Annotated in this window: 16 protein-coding genes; 7 read left to right on the forward strand and 9 right to left on the reverse strand. The window is 65.2% G+C overall.

Going from position 1 to position 14,222, the window contains the following annotated elements; all coding sequences use genetic code 11:
- Window positions 1-91: 91 nt before the first annotated feature.
- From PSAL_RS09570 to PSAL_RS09595, 6 genes are all read left to right on the forward strand, one after another.
- Complete coding sequence (locus PSAL_RS09570; protein WP_119838180.1) at window positions 92-466, forward strand: cupin domain-containing protein; 375 nt, start codon at window positions 92-94, stop codon at window positions 464-466.
- A 15-nt stretch (window positions 467-481) separates the two neighbouring features.
- Window positions 482-715, forward strand: coding sequence for a hypothetical protein (locus PSAL_RS09575; RefSeq protein ID WP_119838181.1), 234 nt, complete (start codon window positions 482-484; stop codon window positions 713-715).
- A 2-nt stretch (window positions 716-717) separates the two neighbouring features.
- Window positions 718-1,113, forward strand: a complete 396-nt coding sequence (locus tag PSAL_RS09580; protein ID WP_331274401.1) for an MAPEG family protein — start codon at window positions 718-720, stop codon at window positions 1,111-1,113.
- Window positions 1,113-1,541: an MAPEG family protein gene (locus PSAL_RS09585; protein WP_119838182.1), complete on the forward strand. Its 429-nt coding sequence runs from the start codon at window positions 1,113-1,115 to the stop codon at window positions 1,539-1,541. Before PSAL_RS09580 ends, PSAL_RS09585 begins: the two co-directional genes overlap by 1 nt.
- A gap of 169 nt (window positions 1,542-1,710) precedes the next feature.
- Window positions 1,711-3,105, forward strand: coding sequence for a dihydrolipoyl dehydrogenase (gene lpdA, locus PSAL_RS09590; protein ID WP_119838183.1), 1,395 nt, complete (start codon window positions 1,711-1,713; stop codon window positions 3,103-3,105).
- Between the two features lie 203 nt (window positions 3,106-3,308).
- Window positions 3,309-4,145: a glycosyltransferase family 2 protein gene (locus PSAL_RS09595; RefSeq protein WP_119838184.1), complete on the forward strand. Its 837-nt coding sequence runs from the start codon at window positions 3,309-3,311 to the stop codon at window positions 4,143-4,145.
- Here PSAL_RS09595 and PSAL_RS09600 read toward each other — a convergent pair whose 3' ends face one another.
- The 4 genes from PSAL_RS09600 to PSAL_RS09615 are packed head-to-tail and all read right to left on the reverse strand — an operon-like array spanning window position 4,146 to window position 7,054.
- The gene (locus PSAL_RS09600; protein WP_119838185.1) at window positions 4,146-4,751 is read right to left on the reverse strand and encodes a pyridoxamine 5'-phosphate oxidase family protein; all 606 of its coding nucleotides are present in this window, start codon (window positions 4,749-4,751) and stop codon (window positions 4,146-4,148) included.
- Window positions 4,720-5,475: a lysophospholipid acyltransferase family protein gene (locus PSAL_RS09605; RefSeq protein WP_196222719.1), complete on the reverse strand. Its 756-nt coding sequence runs from the start codon at window positions 5,473-5,475 to the stop codon at window positions 4,720-4,722. Before PSAL_RS09605 ends, PSAL_RS09600 begins: the two co-directional genes overlap by 32 nt.
- The gene (locus tag PSAL_RS09610) at window positions 5,475-6,380 is read right to left on the reverse strand and encodes a cell division protein FtsX (protein WP_119838187.1); all 906 of its coding nucleotides are present in this window, start codon (window positions 6,378-6,380) and stop codon (window positions 5,475-5,477) included. The genes PSAL_RS09605 and PSAL_RS09610 overlap by 1 nt, the downstream gene beginning before the upstream one ends.
- Complete coding sequence (locus tag PSAL_RS09615; RefSeq protein ID WP_119838188.1) at window positions 6,377-7,054, reverse strand: cell division ATP-binding protein FtsE; 678 nt, start codon at window positions 7,052-7,054, stop codon at window positions 6,377-6,379. The genes PSAL_RS09610 and PSAL_RS09615 overlap by 4 nt, the downstream gene beginning before the upstream one ends.
- Before the next feature lie 269 nt (window positions 7,055-7,323).
- Here PSAL_RS09615 and PSAL_RS09620 point away from each other — a divergent pair, with 269 nt between their 5' ends.
- The gene (locus PSAL_RS09620; RefSeq protein ID WP_196941840.1) at window positions 7,324-8,193 is read left to right on the forward strand and encodes a zinc-ribbon domain-containing protein; all 870 of its coding nucleotides are present in this window, start codon (window positions 7,324-7,326) and stop codon (window positions 8,191-8,193) included.
- Between the two features lie 102 nt (window positions 8,194-8,295).
- Here the strand turns inward: PSAL_RS09620 and PSAL_RS09625 are convergent, their stop codons facing one another.
- Genes PSAL_RS09625 through argH form a run of 5 tightly spaced genes read right to left on the reverse strand, consistent with a single transcriptional unit; the run spans window position 8,296 to window position 14,115 of the window.
- Window positions 8,296-10,893, reverse strand: coding sequence for a TIGR02302 family protein (locus PSAL_RS09625; RefSeq protein ID WP_119837838.1), 2,598 nt, complete (start codon window positions 10,891-10,893; stop codon window positions 8,296-8,298).
- 33 nt (window positions 10,894-10,926) lie between these two features.
- Window positions 10,927-12,192 carry a diaminopimelate decarboxylase gene (gene lysA, locus PSAL_RS09630; protein WP_119837839.1) on the reverse strand — a complete coding sequence of 422 codons (1,266 nt, stop codon included), beginning with the start codon at window positions 12,190-12,192 and terminating at the stop codon, window positions 10,927-10,929.
- A gap of 47 nt (window positions 12,193-12,239) precedes the next feature.
- A complete protein-coding gene (locus PSAL_RS09635; protein ID WP_119837840.1) occupies window positions 12,240-12,554 on the reverse strand; it encodes a DUF2834 domain-containing protein in 315 nt (104 codons plus the stop codon).
- Window positions 12,554-12,745 carry an argininosuccinate lyase gene (locus PSAL_RS09640; protein ID WP_196222696.1) on the reverse strand — a complete coding sequence of 64 codons (192 nt, stop codon included), beginning with the start codon at window positions 12,743-12,745 and terminating at the stop codon, window positions 12,554-12,556. Before PSAL_RS09640 ends, PSAL_RS09635 begins: the two co-directional genes overlap by 1 nt.
- Window positions 12,724-14,115, reverse strand: coding sequence for an argininosuccinate lyase (argH, locus tag PSAL_RS09645; protein ID WP_119837841.1), 1,392 nt, complete (start codon window positions 14,113-14,115; stop codon window positions 12,724-12,726). Before argH ends, PSAL_RS09640 begins: the two co-directional genes overlap by 22 nt.
- Between the last annotated feature and the right edge of the window lie 107 nt (window positions 14,116-14,222).

The following is a 14,222-nucleotide window of genomic DNA, read 5'->3' on the forward strand; positions in this document are numbered from 1 at the left end:
CGGTCGGCCCGATACGGGCCGACCACCCCACCGCCTGCGGCAGATCCATCCACGCCCCGGCGGCCCATCACCGCCAGAGAGTTTCCGGCCAATGTCCCAGAGCCCCACGCATATCACCGACCGCTCGACCGATCTTCTCGACATGCCCGGCGTCCCGGGCATGCAATACCGGTTGCTGATCGACGCCGACACCGTGCCCTCTGCCAATCTGTGCCATGGGATCTTCTACATGGCCCCGGACAGCGAAGAGGCCCCCCATACCCACCAGGTCGCGGAAACGATCTACGTTCTTTCCGGGTGCGGTCATGTGCAACTGGGCGACGAGGAACTGAAACTGGAAACCGGCGACATGGTCTTCATCCCCGCAGGCTGCCCGCATGGCTTTCACGCGGTGGACAGGATGGAAGTCCACTTTACCTTTCCGGTCGACCGCTTCGAAGACGTCACCTACCATGACGCAAGCTGACCGGAGGCCACGCCCATGACCCAGCAACTGCTTTTGCGATACGACACTTTCGATCCCGCCGCCCATGACGCCGGGGCCGAATCCCGCGCCGCTGCCGGGTTGACCCAGCTGCAACTGTGGCGCGAAGGCGCCGGCAGCCACTGGGCCTTGTTTTCGCTGAGCGATACAGCGCGGGCCAAGGCCTGGCTTGCTACGTCCGGCAGCCTCGGACAGGCCCCTTGCGAACATCACCTGCTGGAGACGCTCTGAGCATGGCCATGCCCCCCGAACTCATCGCCCTCGCCCTTGTGGCGCTGGAACATGTCGCCCTCGTCGGCTGGTCCCAGGCCCTGCTGACAAAGGACGTCGGCCCGGATGGCAATGCCTCGCCCCGGGATGACTTGCCGCCGCTCTCGCAGCGGACCAGCCGGCTGCGCCGCGCGCTCGCCAATCATACCGAAAATTTCCCGCTGTTCATCGGTGCCGTGGTCGTCGTCCTGCTCTCGGGCAACGCCAACGGCTTCTCGGCTGCCTGCGCCTTCCTCTATGTCGCGGCGCGCGCGCTCTATATCCCGGCCTACGCCTACGGCTGGGCCCCCTGGCGGTCGCTGATCTACACGGTCGGCTTCATCTCGACGATCGCCATGTACCTGGCGGCCTTCATCTGATGACCGACCTCGTCTCCCTACCCCAGGAAATCCGCGTCCTCGCACTCGCCGGCCTGCTCCAGGTCCTGCAGATCGCCGCCATGGCGATCCCAGCCAACCTCGAACTCGGTCCGGGCAAGACCCTCTCGCCCCGCGACCCGGACCGCCTCGGCAAACCGCTGATGGAACAGGTCCGCCCGATCACCGGCCGCCTTCACCGCGCCATGTCGAACCATTTCGAAGGCCTGATCCTCTTCACCCTCGCGGTCGTCACGGTCACGCTTTCGGGCAACAGCTCGGTCTTCACCCAGACCTGCGCCTGGACCTACCTCGCCGCCCGCATCCTCTACGTGCCCGCCTATGCCTTCGGCTGGATGCCCTGGCGCTCGTTCATCTGGCTCATCGGCCTTCTCGCCACCGCCCTGATGATCCTGGCCAGCCTGACATGACCCAGCCCCACCAAACGATGCCCCACCAATCGTTTCCCTGTTTCAAATATCCCGGGGGAGAGCGGCCTGCCGCTCGGGGGCAGCGCCCCAATACCTTCGCCCGCCCTGAAGCCTCATCCCGACACAACCCGACGTGCTAGAGACGCCGAACAAGACCAAGGAGACCCCAATGTCCCAATATGATGTGATCGTCATCGGCGCAGGCCCCGGCGGCTATGTTGCCGCTATCCGCTGTGCCCAGCTCGGCCTCAAGACCGCCTGCGTCGAAGGCCGCGAAACCCTCGGCGGCACTTGCCTCAACGTGGGCTGCATCCCCTCCAAGGCACTGCTGCATGCCACCCACCAACTACATGAGGCGGAACACAACTTCGCAACCATGGGCCTCAAGGGCAAATCCCCCTCTGTCGACTGGCCGGTGATGAAGGAATTCAAGCAGTCGGTGGTGGATTCCAATACCAAGGGCATCGAATTTCTGTTCAAGAAGAACAAGATCGACTGGATCAAGGGCTGGGCCTCCATCCCCGAAGCCGGCAAGGTCAAGGTCGGTGAGGACACCTACGACGCCAAGAACATCATCGTCGCCTCCGGCTCCGTCCCCTCGTCCCTGCCGGGGATCGAGATCGACAACGCCGCCGGGATCGTCGTCGATTCTACCGGCGCCCTTGAACTGCCGAAAATCCCCAAGAAAATGATCGTTGTCGGTGCCGGCGTCATCGGCCTTGAAATGGGATCGGTCTATGCCCGCCTCGGCGCCGAGGTGACGGTGATCGAATTCCTCGACAAGATCACCCCCGGCATGGACGGCGAAGTGCAGAAGAACCTGCAGAAAATCCTCGCGAAACAAGGCATGAACTTCATCATGGGCGCCGCCGTGCAGGGTGTCGAAACCACAAGGACCAAGGCCAAGCTGACCTACAAGGCCCGCAAGGACGACAGTGAACACCAGCTTGACGCCGATGTCGTCCTGGTCGCCACCGGCCGGCGCGCCTATACCGACGGCCTCGGCCTTGCCGATCTTGGCGTCGAACTGACCGAACGCGGCGTCATCAAGACCGATGGTCACTGGGCGACCTCAGTCAAAGGCATCTATGCCATCGGCGACGCGATCCCCGGCCCGATGCTGGCCCACAAGGCCGAAGATGAAGGCATGGCCGTCGCCGAGGTCATCGCCGGCAAGGCGGGTCACGTGAACTACGACGTGATCCCCGGCGTGATCTATACCCACCCCGAGGTCGCCTCGGTCGGCAAGACCGAAGAGCAGCTCAAGGAAGAGGGCCGCGCCTACAAGGTCGGCAAGTTCTCGTGGATGGGCAATGCCCGCGCCAAGGCGGTCCTCTCCACCGACGGGTTCGTCAAGATCCTCGCTGACAAGGAAACCGACCGCATTCTGGGCTGCTCGATCATCGGCCCCTCGGCAGGCGATCTCATCCACGAGATCTGTGTCACCATGGAATACGGAGGTTCCGCCGAGGATCTGGCCCTGACATGCCACGCCCACCCGACCTTCTCCGAAGCGGTGCGTGAAGCCGCCCTCGCCTGCGGAGACGGCCCGATCCACATGTGATCTTGGCGAAGGCTGCCCCCGACGCCTTCGGCGAGAGAGTATTTTTGGCCAGATGAGAGAGCCCGCTCTTTATCATCTGGCCGGAAATACTCCGGGGGAGCCTCCTGAAAGGAGGCGGGGGCAGAGCCCCCTCCTTATCTGTCGCAACAGTCCCCAGGCCCCGCATCCCTTGCGGGGCCTTTTCCCTGGGGATAGAAATAATCATGAACCAACCGCTCGTCTCCGTGATCCTGCCGGCTTTCCGTGCCGAGGCGACCCTGCCCGAGGCACTGGTGTCTATCCGGGCCGCAATGCTGGATGCGGGGATGCCCGACGAGGCGCTGGAAGTCATCATCGCCTCTGATGACGGGCGGGACTATGCATTGGCTCAGGTCCGGAACATGCCGTTCCTGCGTTTCACGCCGCCGGGTCCGATCCGCAGCGGTGCAGGGGCGGCGCGCAATCGGGGTCTGGCCATGGCCGGTGGGCAGTTCATTGCTTTCCTCGACGCCGATGACACCTGGGCGCCCAATTACCTGGCCGCCACGTTGCCGCTCGTGCGGCGCCATGGCGCTGTCTTCACTCACAGCCGTGTTCTTGATGGTGTGCGTCCGGTGTTGACCCTGCCCCGACACAAGGGTCCGCTCACGCTCGAGGATTTCGGAGTCACCGGGGCCAGCTTTCACCCCGTGCTCGTGCGGGACCAGTCGCGCATCTTCACCGATCATCTGAGCCAGGACGTCCGCCATGCGGCCGAAGTGCTGGCCCGGTTCGGTGGCACGGCCCCGCTGGCCGATACATTCTATGAAATCCGCCTGAACCGCGGCAGCACAACCGCGGGGGCGCACTTTGCGCCCCGTGTCGCCCTCGCCTATGACGCCCACGAAGCGGAAATCCTTGCTGGTCAGGGCGACATGCCCGAGGTGATGCGGGCGCGGGTCGCGCAGCTGTTCCGGGACAAGGCCGCCTTGAACGCCGCCTTTGCCGCTGGGGCTCCCCCCGGACAAGGGTTTTACGATTTTGTGGCCGACCGTCTTGGGGCAGGACACACGACTGCCTGATCACCACATGGTGCGGGCCGCACGAGCGTCCCAAGTAGAATCGTAGGAGGCACCGCCTTCTTCGCCATCGGTCATCGCGGCAAGGATCTCGCCCGCGGTGGGAAGGTCGGCGCTTTCGTCTTCTCCCGACCAGATCCGGGCGCGGGCCATGGCGCGGGCGCATTGAAAATAGACTTCGTGTATCTTGATGACAATGACCGTCGCGGGCTGTCGGCCATCCTTTTCAAAGCGGGCGCGCAGGGCGGCATCATCGCTTACACGCGCTTCGCCGTTCACCCGCACCACGTTATGCGATCCCGGTATCATGAACATCAGCGCAATGCGCGGATCCCGCAGGATGTTGCGCAGGGTATCAAGCCGGTTGTTCCCGCGCCAGTCCGGCAGGGCCAGCGTGTTTTCATCCAGTTCCGTCACCACGGGGCCGTCATCCCCGCGCGGCGAGCCATCCGCGCCCTCGGGGCCGATGGTCGAGACCACACAGAACCGGCTGGCCCCGATCCAACGCCGGTATTCCGGCGTCAGTTGCGATGCCACCTTCCGCAACGAGGGCGCACCGGCCTTTCCATAGAGCGCCTCAAGCGCCTCGATCGAGGTCAGGTAATTCATCTTCGGGAAACCCTCCTTCCAGCATGAGCTTGTTGGAGGCCGTCTCGACCTCGCTTTCCAGCCGGGCGCGGAAGGATTCGCGGGTCAGGCCGGGCGGGATTGGGTCAAGGAACTCGACGATGGCCTTTCCCGGCTTGCGCAGCAGCCCCTGACGCGGCCAGAACAGCCCGACATTGACCGCGACCGGGTGGCAGGTCTGGCCCGTTTCCTCATAGATCACCGCCGCGCCGACCTTGTAGGGCAAGGCGGCACCGGGGGCGGTCCGGGTGCCCTGAGGATATATGATCAGCTGGCCGGGTGCCGCAGACCCCGCAGTCACATCCCGCATCATCCGGCGGATCGCCTCGGCTCCGCGGCCCCGATCGACCGGCACGCAGCCCATGCGCAGGGCATACCAGCCCAGGAACGGAGCATGGCGCAGGCTGGCCTTCATGATGAATTTCGGTCGCGGCAACTGGCTGACCATGATGATGATGTCGAGAAAGCTTTGATGCTTGGCGCAGATCAGCACCGCGCCTTCGGGCACCCTGCCGCGCAATTCCGTGTCGAGCCCGCAGATCAGGCGCAGCGACCAGCGCACATAACGGCAATAGACCCGCGCCCCCTGAGATGCACCATCCTTGCGGAGCACGGCCCAGGGCAGGAACAGAACGCCGAGGATGGCCATGACCAGATACATCTGGATCACGAAAATCAGCGATCTGAGGTATTGCAAGGCCAGCATCACGCCAATCCCCGCAGGTTGCGCCGGGCCGCCGCGCGAGTGGCAAAGAAGGCCGCCGTCGCGGCCGTGACCGGCAGGGTCAGACACCAGAGCCAGTTGGCCCCGTCAAAGCCGATCCCGCTCAGCAGGTTGCCATCACTGGGCGTGCCCGGCAGCATCAGGATCGCGCCGACGCCGACCAGGGTCCCGATCACCGCCCCCCAGAAGGCACGCAGGGTAAACCGGCGCACGAAGGCACGGGCGATGAAGGCATCCCGCGCGCCCACCAGCCGCAAAACAGTGACAACCTGGGCATTGGCCGAAAGCGCGGCATGGGCGGCCAGGGTGATCATCGCGGCCATGACCCCGCCGATCAACACCAGCGACAACAACCCGAGCGCCCGGATCCGTTGCGCGGCCTGCACCACGGGGCGGCGCCAGCGGGCGTGATCGTCCAGCACCGCGCCCGGCACCTCGGCGCCAAGGCGCAGACGCAGGCCTTCGGCATCGAAACCACTGCGGGCCTCGCGAACCTCGATCAACTGGGGCACCGGCAGGACATCCAGCGGCAGGTCGCTGCCGAACCAGGGCTCAAGCAGCGCCTGTTGTTCTTCAGTGCTGAGGGCGCGCGCGCTGGCCACGCCTTCGGTGCTGTTCAGGACCCGCAGGGCAGCTTCGGTCAGCGCGGCCAGTTCATCGACCGGGGCGGAAATGCGGACGGTCGCGGTTTCGGCCAGTTCTTTGCTCCAGTCGCTGGCGATGCGGCCCGTGGCAAGGGACAGGGCCAGTGCAAAGACCGCCAGAAAGGCCATGGCCGCCGCCGCGATCAGCGTCAGCCGCGCAGCCATGCCCGAGGGCGGGACGACCCGGTCGGCCCGCACGTCGCCGCGCAGCAGGTCGGTAACCTGTTCGGAAAACCGGCTCACAAATCGGCCCCGGCAAGCTGCAGGCGGCGATTGGCGATGCGTAACACGCGCGCCTGCACCCGCGTCTTGGCCATGCGGATCAGCGCCAGGTCATGGGTCGCGATCATCACGGCCTTGCCCATGCGGTTCAACTCGGTCAGCAGGGCCAGCAGGCGCTGCGACATTTCCCAATCGACATTGCCTGTCGGCTCATCCGCCAGGATGATGTCCGGGCTCATGATCAGCGCCCGCGCAAGGGCGGCGCGTTGACGTTCGCCCCCCGAAAGCTCAGGCGGCAAGGCATCAGCGCGATGGGTCAGCCCGCACCAGCCCATAAGATCCGCAAGGTTCTGGGATTCCGCCGCCGGGCTGCGCCCCGAAACGGTCAGCGGCAAGGCGATATTCTCGGCCAGGCTGAGGTGATCCAGAAAGCGGCAATCCTGATGCACCACGCCGATGCGGCGGCGCAGCATGGCGATGTCGTCGCGGGTCATCTGCGCCAGATCGCGCCCGTACAGACGGGCCTGGCCCTCGGTCGGGATCAGCTCTCCGTAGCAGAGCTTCAGGAAGGTCGTCTTGCCCGCGCCCGACGGGCCGGTCAGGAAATGGAAGCTGCCCGGAGACAGAGAAAGGGAGACATCGCTCAGCAAGTCTCCGCCGCCATAGGAATAGGCGATGTTTTCCAGTTCGATCACTCGGGGCCCCGCTTTGCTCGGCTCTTTTTGCACAGGCCAGACCTGCGTTGCAATCGCCGCGAGAGGCCGAAATAGCGCTTTTCCGCTTGATCCGCAGCCCTTATGTTTGCGCGAAACGGGCCATGGGATATGGATCGGGCCAGCCGGCGGCGGCGGGCGGTTCCGGACCCGGCAAGCGGAGGTATCGGCTTGGGCCTTGGGCCTGCCAAGCGCAGCACGGATCGGGGGCCGCCAGCGGCGGTCGCGGCCGGGAAGGAAATGGGGACGGAATGCGGCTGACTTGCCCGAATTGCGGTGCACAATATGACGTGCCGGGGGATGCGATCCCTTCGGCAGGGCGCGATGTGGAATGCTCCAACTGCGAAGAGATCTGGTATCAGACCGGCCCCGGTCAGGCGACACCGGGCTTTGCCGAAGCCGCCGCCGCCCTTGCCGTACCGGCGCCACGCCGTGAAATTGATCCGGCCGTACGCGATGTGCTGATGCAGGAAGCCGCCCGCGAAGCCGAGGCACGGGCAGAGGAACTGGCCGCGCAGGCCTTTGCCCAGGCCAGCCTTCCGACAGCCGGTGATGTCCCACCCGCGCCCGAAAACCTTGCGCCTGCGGATCTACTGCCGGACGAGGACGCCTTGTATGAACCGCCCTCGGTTCCGGAAACGGCGCATATCACGGCGCCTGAAACGCCGCCCGTCCCCGACGCCCCGCCCCCGCCGGTTGCCGAACCGGCATTGCCGCAGCCACGACCCGAGCGGATTGCGCAAAACGAAGCCGATCGTCGCCGCGCCGAGGCCGCGTTGCGCGCCGCGCGTCTGCCTGCCCGCGATGAGCTTGCGTCCGCGACGAAAACACCCGCCCGCGCCGCCCCGGCGCGCGCCCCGTCACGGACGCCCCTTGCACCGACCGGGATGCGGCGCAAGCAGGCCCGTGAGCGCAAGGCGCGCGGCTACGCCATGGCCCTGCCGATTGCTGCCGCCCTCGGCGCGATCTTTGTCTATGGTCAGGCCGCCCGCATCACCCAGTCGGTACCGGTGATCACCTCGGAAATCACCGAATATGTCGAAACGATGGACGCCCTCCGGGACAGCGTGACGGTCAATGGACGCGCCTTCGTGACCTGGATGACAGGCCGCACCGGATAATCTTTTCCCCGTTGATGATGAAAAAGGCCTCTCGTAATCCGAGAGGCCTTTTTCGGGGTCGAACATGGCGATCGTCAAAGACAGCCGCGGCGGAAAAGAGCGTCAGAACCGGTCCAGCAGACGTTTCAGGTAATCCCGCTCGGCTTCGCTGCGACGGTTCTCGCCAGAGCGGCGGCGGATTTCGTCGAGCAGGTTTTGCGCCCGGCGGTAGACGTCGTCGCCCTGAAGCATGTCACGTGAATTCCCCAGATCCCCGTTGGTGCCCGTACTGCGCCCCAACGGATCATTCTGCTGACCGGGGTTTTCTCCTTCGCTCTGACCTTGCTGGCCAGCCATCTGATTTTCCTGCTGCGCCATCGCATCGCCCATCTGGCGCATGCCTTCGCGCAGGGCTTCCATGGCCTGGGACTGTCTGTCGATCGCTTCAGCAAGGTCTCCGTCGCGCAGCGCCTCTTCGGCACCGCCCATGGCGCGGTCCGCATCCTCGAGGGACTCCCGGGCGGCACGCCCCTCGGCACTGCCCGCACCGGGCAGGTTCCCGCGCTGGCGCTCAAGCTCGCGGCGCAACTCCTGCTGGCGCTGCGCCAGGGACCCGGCATCTGGGCCGGTCTGATCACCGCTGCCCGGCTGTCCCTGCCCGGGTTGGTTTCCCTGCCCCTGTTGGCCGGGCTGCTGACCCTGGCCCGGCTGTTGCTGACCTTGTTGCTGGCCCTGCCCTTGCGGCTGCTGACCCTGACCTTGCTGGCCGTTGAATTGTTCCTGCAATTCGCGGAAGGCTTCGTCGGACAGGCCCTGCTGATCGCGCAGCGTCTCGGCGAGCCCTTCCATGGCCTGCTGGCCGGGGCTTTGCTGACCCTCGCCACCCTGGCCTTGGGTGACCTGCATGTTTTCCATCAGGCGTTGCAGTTCTTCCAGCGCCTGCTGTGCCTCGGCCATGCGACCTTGTTCCATCAACTCCTGAATGCGGTCCATCATCCGCTGCAGGTCGCCCTGGTTCATCTGCATGGCGTTATCCATGCTCATGTTGGGCTGATCCGGATTGGCCTCGGAGTCGCGCGCCGCCTGCTGACTAAGCTGGCGCATGTAATCTTCGGTCGCGTCGCGCAGCTCTTGCATAAGCCGGGCGATTTCCTGATCGGAGGCCCCATTGCGCATCGCCTCGCTCAGCCGTTCCTGGGCGCGGTCCATGCGTGCCTTCGCATCGTCAAGGTCGCCATCCTCGATCTCGATGGCAAGGTCCCAGAGGGCCTGCGTGATTTCGGCGACCTGATCGTCGGTCATCCGGGTGAATTCCGAAATCGCCCCGATCCGCCGCATCAGCACACGGGCCCGCAGATAGGTCGTCTCGGTATCGAAAAGCCCCTGCCCCTGCCAGGTGATCGCCCGCATGACCTGCGCGACCCGAGGCGCATTGTCGCGATTCCAAAGCAGATCGCGCCGCATCTCGATCAGCGCCGTGGCAACCGGATCAAAGAAGCGCCGCGCGTCCAGCAGCATCTTGTAGGGGTCGCTATGTCCCTCCTGTCCGATTGAATCCGTGACCGTCAGCGAGACGGTGACCGGCATGTTCGCCCAGGGGTGCTGCGAGAAGTTCTCGATCATCACCTCGGAAAACGCCTCCCGCGACCCCGAGATCGGCATTGGCAGCGGCACTTCGATGGCCTCCCGCGCCTCCGGCTCGAGCGTCAGTCCATAGCGGCGGTCCACGGCTTCGAGATCCAGCGAGATCCGCGCGATCCCGCGTTCCACGCCGTAGTCATCCGTCACCGAGAAGGGGATCGAGATATCGCCATCGACGCTGGCCTCGCCGGGGCCGTCGATCGTGGCGGTGGGGGCAAGATCGGGCACCATTGCCACCTGCCAAACCCGACCGCCTGGCCCGTCGATGGAAATTTCTCCGTCACGACGGATGCTGAATTCCTGTGCAGGATCAGTGGCGGCAGGCAGCTCCCCGACCCGGCCAGAGACCGATTCCGCGACGTTCAGCCGCCCTTCGGGACCGTAAAGACGCAAGGTGACCTCGGCGCCTTCGGGGGCGGAAAGGGCCCCGGCACCGATATCGGGCAGGTAGAGAGTCGGCAGGCCGGTGTGCGGCGGCGGCGATACCCAGCCTTCCCAACTGGGGCCCGCAGCGGCATTCGCCGCGCCGCCGGGCGCCATGCCCCCGACCGACCCGACACGCCAGAAAGACCCGAACAGCAGCGCCACCATCAGCCCCAGAAGCGCGACGTAGCGCAGGCCAAAGGGATCGCGCGCCGAGAGCTTCAGATCAGGCTGAACAGGGCGTGCGGCGCCTGCACGGTCCGCCATGCGGGCCTGATGCGCAGCCCAAAGCGCCGAGGATCCGGCATCCTGCGCGCCAATCGCCTGATCATCCGCAAGGGATTGAATCGGGTTGCCTTTCAGCGACCCGTCAAGACGGCGGATGGCCTCTTCACGGCGGGGGAAACGGAACCGCAGCGCCCCGAACACGAGGCAGAAGATGATCCCCAGCCCTGCCGCCGCGGCCAGCGCCCAGACCAATTCGATGGAGGTCGAATCCTGCACCCCCAGCATCAGCAGGGCCAGCACCGCAATGCAAAGGGTCCAGAGCGGCCAGAAGGCGCGCGCCATGCGTTCTGCCAGCATGCCCGTGCGGGTCAGGAAAAGAGGCCACCTGAGGCGGCGCAAGAGGGCGTCGTATCTGGTCGTATCAGCCATGCGCTTTCCAATGGGCGCAGCACGTGGGTCGCACTACAGCCATGGGGGTATCGTATCGCGGTTAATGATCTCCTCATAGGAGGGTCTTTTTCGGATGACGGCAAATTGATCGCCATTCACCAGGACTTCGGGGATCAGGGGCCGGGTATTGTATTCACTCGACATCGCCGCGCCGTAAGCCCCGGCAGAGCGGAAGGCGACCAGATCGCCCTCGGCAAGGGGCGGCATCATGCGCTGGCGGGCGAATGTATCGCCGCTTTCACAGACAGGGCCGACGATGTCATAGGCGGATTGCTCGACACCCGGAGCGGCCTCGGTCACCGGGACGATATCGTGCCATGCTTCGTACATCGCGGGGCGGACAAGATCGTTCATCGCCGCGTCGAGGATCAGGAAATCCCGCCCCTCGCCCTGTTTCAGGTAGACGACTTCGCTGACCATCAACCCGGCATTGCCGGCGATCAGGCGGCCTGGCTCGATCTCGATCTCGCAGCCCTTGTCGCCAAGGACCTCCTGCACGACGGCGCCATATTCCAGCGGCAGAGGTGGCGCCTGATTGTCACGCGCGTAGGGAATCCCGAGGCCGCCGCCCAGATCCAGTCGCGTGATTTCGTGACCATCGGCGCGCAGGGTGTCGACCAGTTCCCCGACCTTGGCGAAAGCCAGCCGATAGGGTTCGAGGTCGGTCAGCTGGGACCCGATATGCACGTCGATCCCCACCGCCTTCAGCCCCGGCATCCGGGCGATGCGGGCATAGACCTCGCGGGCGCGGGAAATCGGAATGCCGAACTTGTTCTCGCTCTTGCCCGTGGCGATCTTGGCATGGGTCTTGGCGTCCACATCCGGGTTGACCCGCACGGTGACCGGCGCGATCAGACCCATGGAGAGCGCCACGTCGTTCAGGCGCGCCATCTCGGGTTCGGATTCAAGGTTGAACTGGCGCACCCCCCCGGACAGGGCGTCGCGCATTTCTTCGCGGGTCTTCCCGACGCCGGAAAAGACGATCTTTTCCCCCGGCACACCGGCGGCGATCGCACGCGCGTATTCGCCGCCCGACACCACGTCCATCCCCGCGCCAAGATCCGCCATCACCTTCAGGATCGCCTGATTGCTGGCGGCCTTCATCGCGTAGCAGATCACGTGATCCATGCCGGAAAGCGCCTCCTGAAACAGCTTGAAATGCCGGGTCAGGGTCGCGGTGGAATAGACGTAGAAAGGGGTGCCGACAGCCGCCGCAATCTCTGCAACGGGCACGTCTTCGGCGTAAAGGGCACCGTCACGGTACAGGAAATGGTCCACGGGCAAGTCTCCGGTAAGGGCGCGGCTCCGGCAGGGAGCGCCCCGACTTACACCGGACGGCTGCGAAGGAAAAGATAGAGCGGCAGCCCGAACCCCGGCCCCAGGACCCATGCCCCCGCCACAGCCCAGAGCGCGGACCAGTTGCGCCGCGCCCAGGTCTCGGCAAGCGCCCAGAGGGTCAGCGCGGCAGAGACCGCCACGAGATCCCAGAACAGCCCCGCAGCGGCGGGACCGTCGCGAAAGGCACCCAGCAACCCGGCCAGCCCCCCGTCAAGTCGCGCCAGCCACAGGCCGAACAGCCCCAGAGGATGCACCAGCCCCCAGAGCGCCAACGCCAGGTAGCCGACGCGCAGGGCGGACATCAGACCGAAAGCCCGTAAAGCTCGTCATCCGGTCCGATACTGGAGCCATCCGTCGGGCTGATATCCAACCCTGGGGCCGGCAGGGTGTTGTCCTGCGGTGTGATCGGTTCGCCGTCGATGCCACAGGCCGCCAGCAGCGCCATCAACGCCGCGCCGGCCAGGACCGCAATCAGCCGAGCTTTTCTTTCCATGCCGCCACCTGTTCACGCACGCGCTGCGGTGCCGTGCCACCATAAGACATACGGGAAGCCACTGAATTATGCACCCCCAGAACCCCGAAGACCGCGTCGGTGATACGGGGTTCGACCTGCTGCATGTCGGCCAGCGAAAGTTCAGGCAGGTCGCAGTTCTTGCTCTCGGCCATTGCGACAAGGCTGCCCGTGACGTGGTGCGCGTCACGGAAGGGCATGCCCAGCACCCGCACCAGCCAGTCGGCCAGATCGGTCGCCGTGGAAAAGCCCGCGCCGGCGGCGGCTTCCAGTGCCGGGACATTGGCGCTCATGTCGCTGACCATGCCGGTCATCGCGGCCAGGGCCAGCATCAGGTTGTCGGCGGCGTCAAAGACCTGTTCCTTGTCTTCCTGCATGTCCTTGGAATAGGCCAGCGGCAGCCCCTTCATCACCATCATCAGCGCCACGTTGGCCCCGAAGATGCGCCCGATCTTGGCGCGGATCAGCTCGGCCGCATCGGGGTTCTTCTTCTGCGGCATGATGCTGGATCCGGTGCTGAAGCGATCCGACAGCACGACGAAACGGAACTGGGCACTGGACCAGATCACCAGCTCTTCGGCGAACCGGCTAAGGTGCATGGCACAGATGCTGGCCGCGCCAAGGAACTCCAGCGCGAAATCCCGGTCACTGACCGCATCGAGGCTATTGGCGCAGGGCCGATCGAAGCCAAGCGCCTCTGCCGTCATCTGCCGGTCGATGGGAAAGCTGGTGCCGGCAAGGGCGGCGGCGCCAAGCGGGCTTTCGTTCATCCGGGCACGGGCATCACGGAAACGGCCCAGATCGCGGCTGAACATTTCCACATAGGCCATCATGTGATGGCCCCAGGTGACCGGTTGGGCGGTTTGCAAATGGGTGAAGCCGGGCATGACCCAATCGGCACCGGCCTCCGCCTGCACCAGAAGCGCCTTCATCAGCGCCTCGAGCCCACCGATGGCGGCATCGGCCTGATCGCGCACCCAAAGCCGGAAGTCGGTCGCCACCTGGTCATTGCGCGACCGGCCGGTGTGCAGACGGCCTGCGGGTTCACCGATGACCTCCTTCAGGCGGGCCTCGACGTTCATGTGGATGTCCTCGAGTGCTGCCGAAAAGGCGAAATCCCCACGCTCGATCTCTGACAAGATCGTGAGCAGGCCTTCCCTGATCGTCCCGGCATCGTTATCCGAGATGATACCCTGCGCGGCCAGCATCGCCGCGTGGGCACGCGAACCTGCGATATCCTGGGCTGCCATACGCTTGTCGAAGCTGATCGAGGCGTTGATGGCCTCCATGATCGCATCGGGGCCTTCGGCAAAACGGCCGCCCCACATCTGGTTTGCGTTGTTCTCGGTCATCGGGCCACCTGTCACGGAATCATCAGAGGGGATCATGAGGGAAAGACTGCAAAAGCGCCTTCGGTCCGCGCTCGTTTATACGGCGCTCGGCATCAGTGCAATCTCTG

The sequence above is a fragment of the Pseudooceanicola algae genome, assembly GCF_003590145.2.
Classification (GTDB): domain Bacteria; phylum Pseudomonadota; class Alphaproteobacteria; order Rhodobacterales; family Rhodobacteraceae; genus Pseudooceanicola; species Pseudooceanicola algae.

What these genes read in the sequence shown, in the direction of transcription:
- PSAL_RS09570 (WP_119838180.1), top strand. Translation starts at nt 92, where the DNA reads ATGTCCCAGAGCCCCACGCATATCACCGACCGCTCGACCGATCTTCTC.
- PSAL_RS09575 (WP_119838181.1), top strand. Translation starts at nt 482, where the DNA reads ATGACCCAGCAACTGCTTTTGCGATACGACACTTTCGATCCCGCCGCC.
- PSAL_RS09580 (WP_331274401.1), top strand. Translation starts at nt 718, where the DNA reads ATGGCCATGCCCCCCGAACTCATCGCCCTCGCCCTTGTGGCGCTGGAA.
- PSAL_RS09585 (WP_119838182.1), top strand. Translation starts at nt 1,113, where the DNA reads ATGACCGACCTCGTCTCCCTACCCCAGGAAATCCGCGTCCTCGCACTC.
- lpdA (WP_119838183.1), top strand. Translation starts at nt 1,711, where the DNA reads ATGTCCCAATATGATGTGATCGTCATCGGCGCAGGCCCCGGCGGCTAT.
- PSAL_RS09595 (WP_119838184.1), top strand. Translation starts at nt 3,309, where the DNA reads ATGAACCAACCGCTCGTCTCCGTGATCCTGCCGGCTTTCCGTGCCGAG.
- PSAL_RS09600 (WP_119838185.1), bottom strand. Translation starts at nt 4,751, where the DNA reads ATGAATTACCTGACCTCGATCGAGGCGCTTGAGGCGCTCTATGGAAAG.
- PSAL_RS09605 (WP_196222719.1), bottom strand. Translation starts at nt 5,475, where the DNA reads ATGCTGGCCTTGCAATACCTCAGATCGCTGATTTTCGTGATCCAGATG.
- PSAL_RS09620 (WP_196941840.1), top strand. Translation starts at nt 7,324, where the DNA reads ATGCGGCTGACTTGCCCGAATTGCGGTGCACAATATGACGTGCCGGGG.
- PSAL_RS09625 (WP_119837838.1), bottom strand. Translation starts at nt 10,893, where the DNA reads ATGGCTGATACGACCAGATACGACGCCCTCTTGCGCCGCCTCAGGTGG.
- PSAL_RS09635 (WP_119837840.1), bottom strand. Translation starts at nt 12,554, where the DNA reads ATGTCCGCCCTGCGCGTCGGCTACCTGGCGTTGGCGCTCTGGGGGCTG.
- PSAL_RS09640 (WP_196222696.1), bottom strand. Translation starts at nt 12,745, where the DNA reads ATGGAAAGAAAAGCTCGGCTGATTGCGGTCCTGGCCGGCGCGGCGTTG.
- argH (WP_119837841.1), bottom strand. Translation starts at nt 14,115, where the DNA reads ATGACCGAGAACAACGCAAACCAGATGTGGGGCGGCCGTTTTGCCGAA.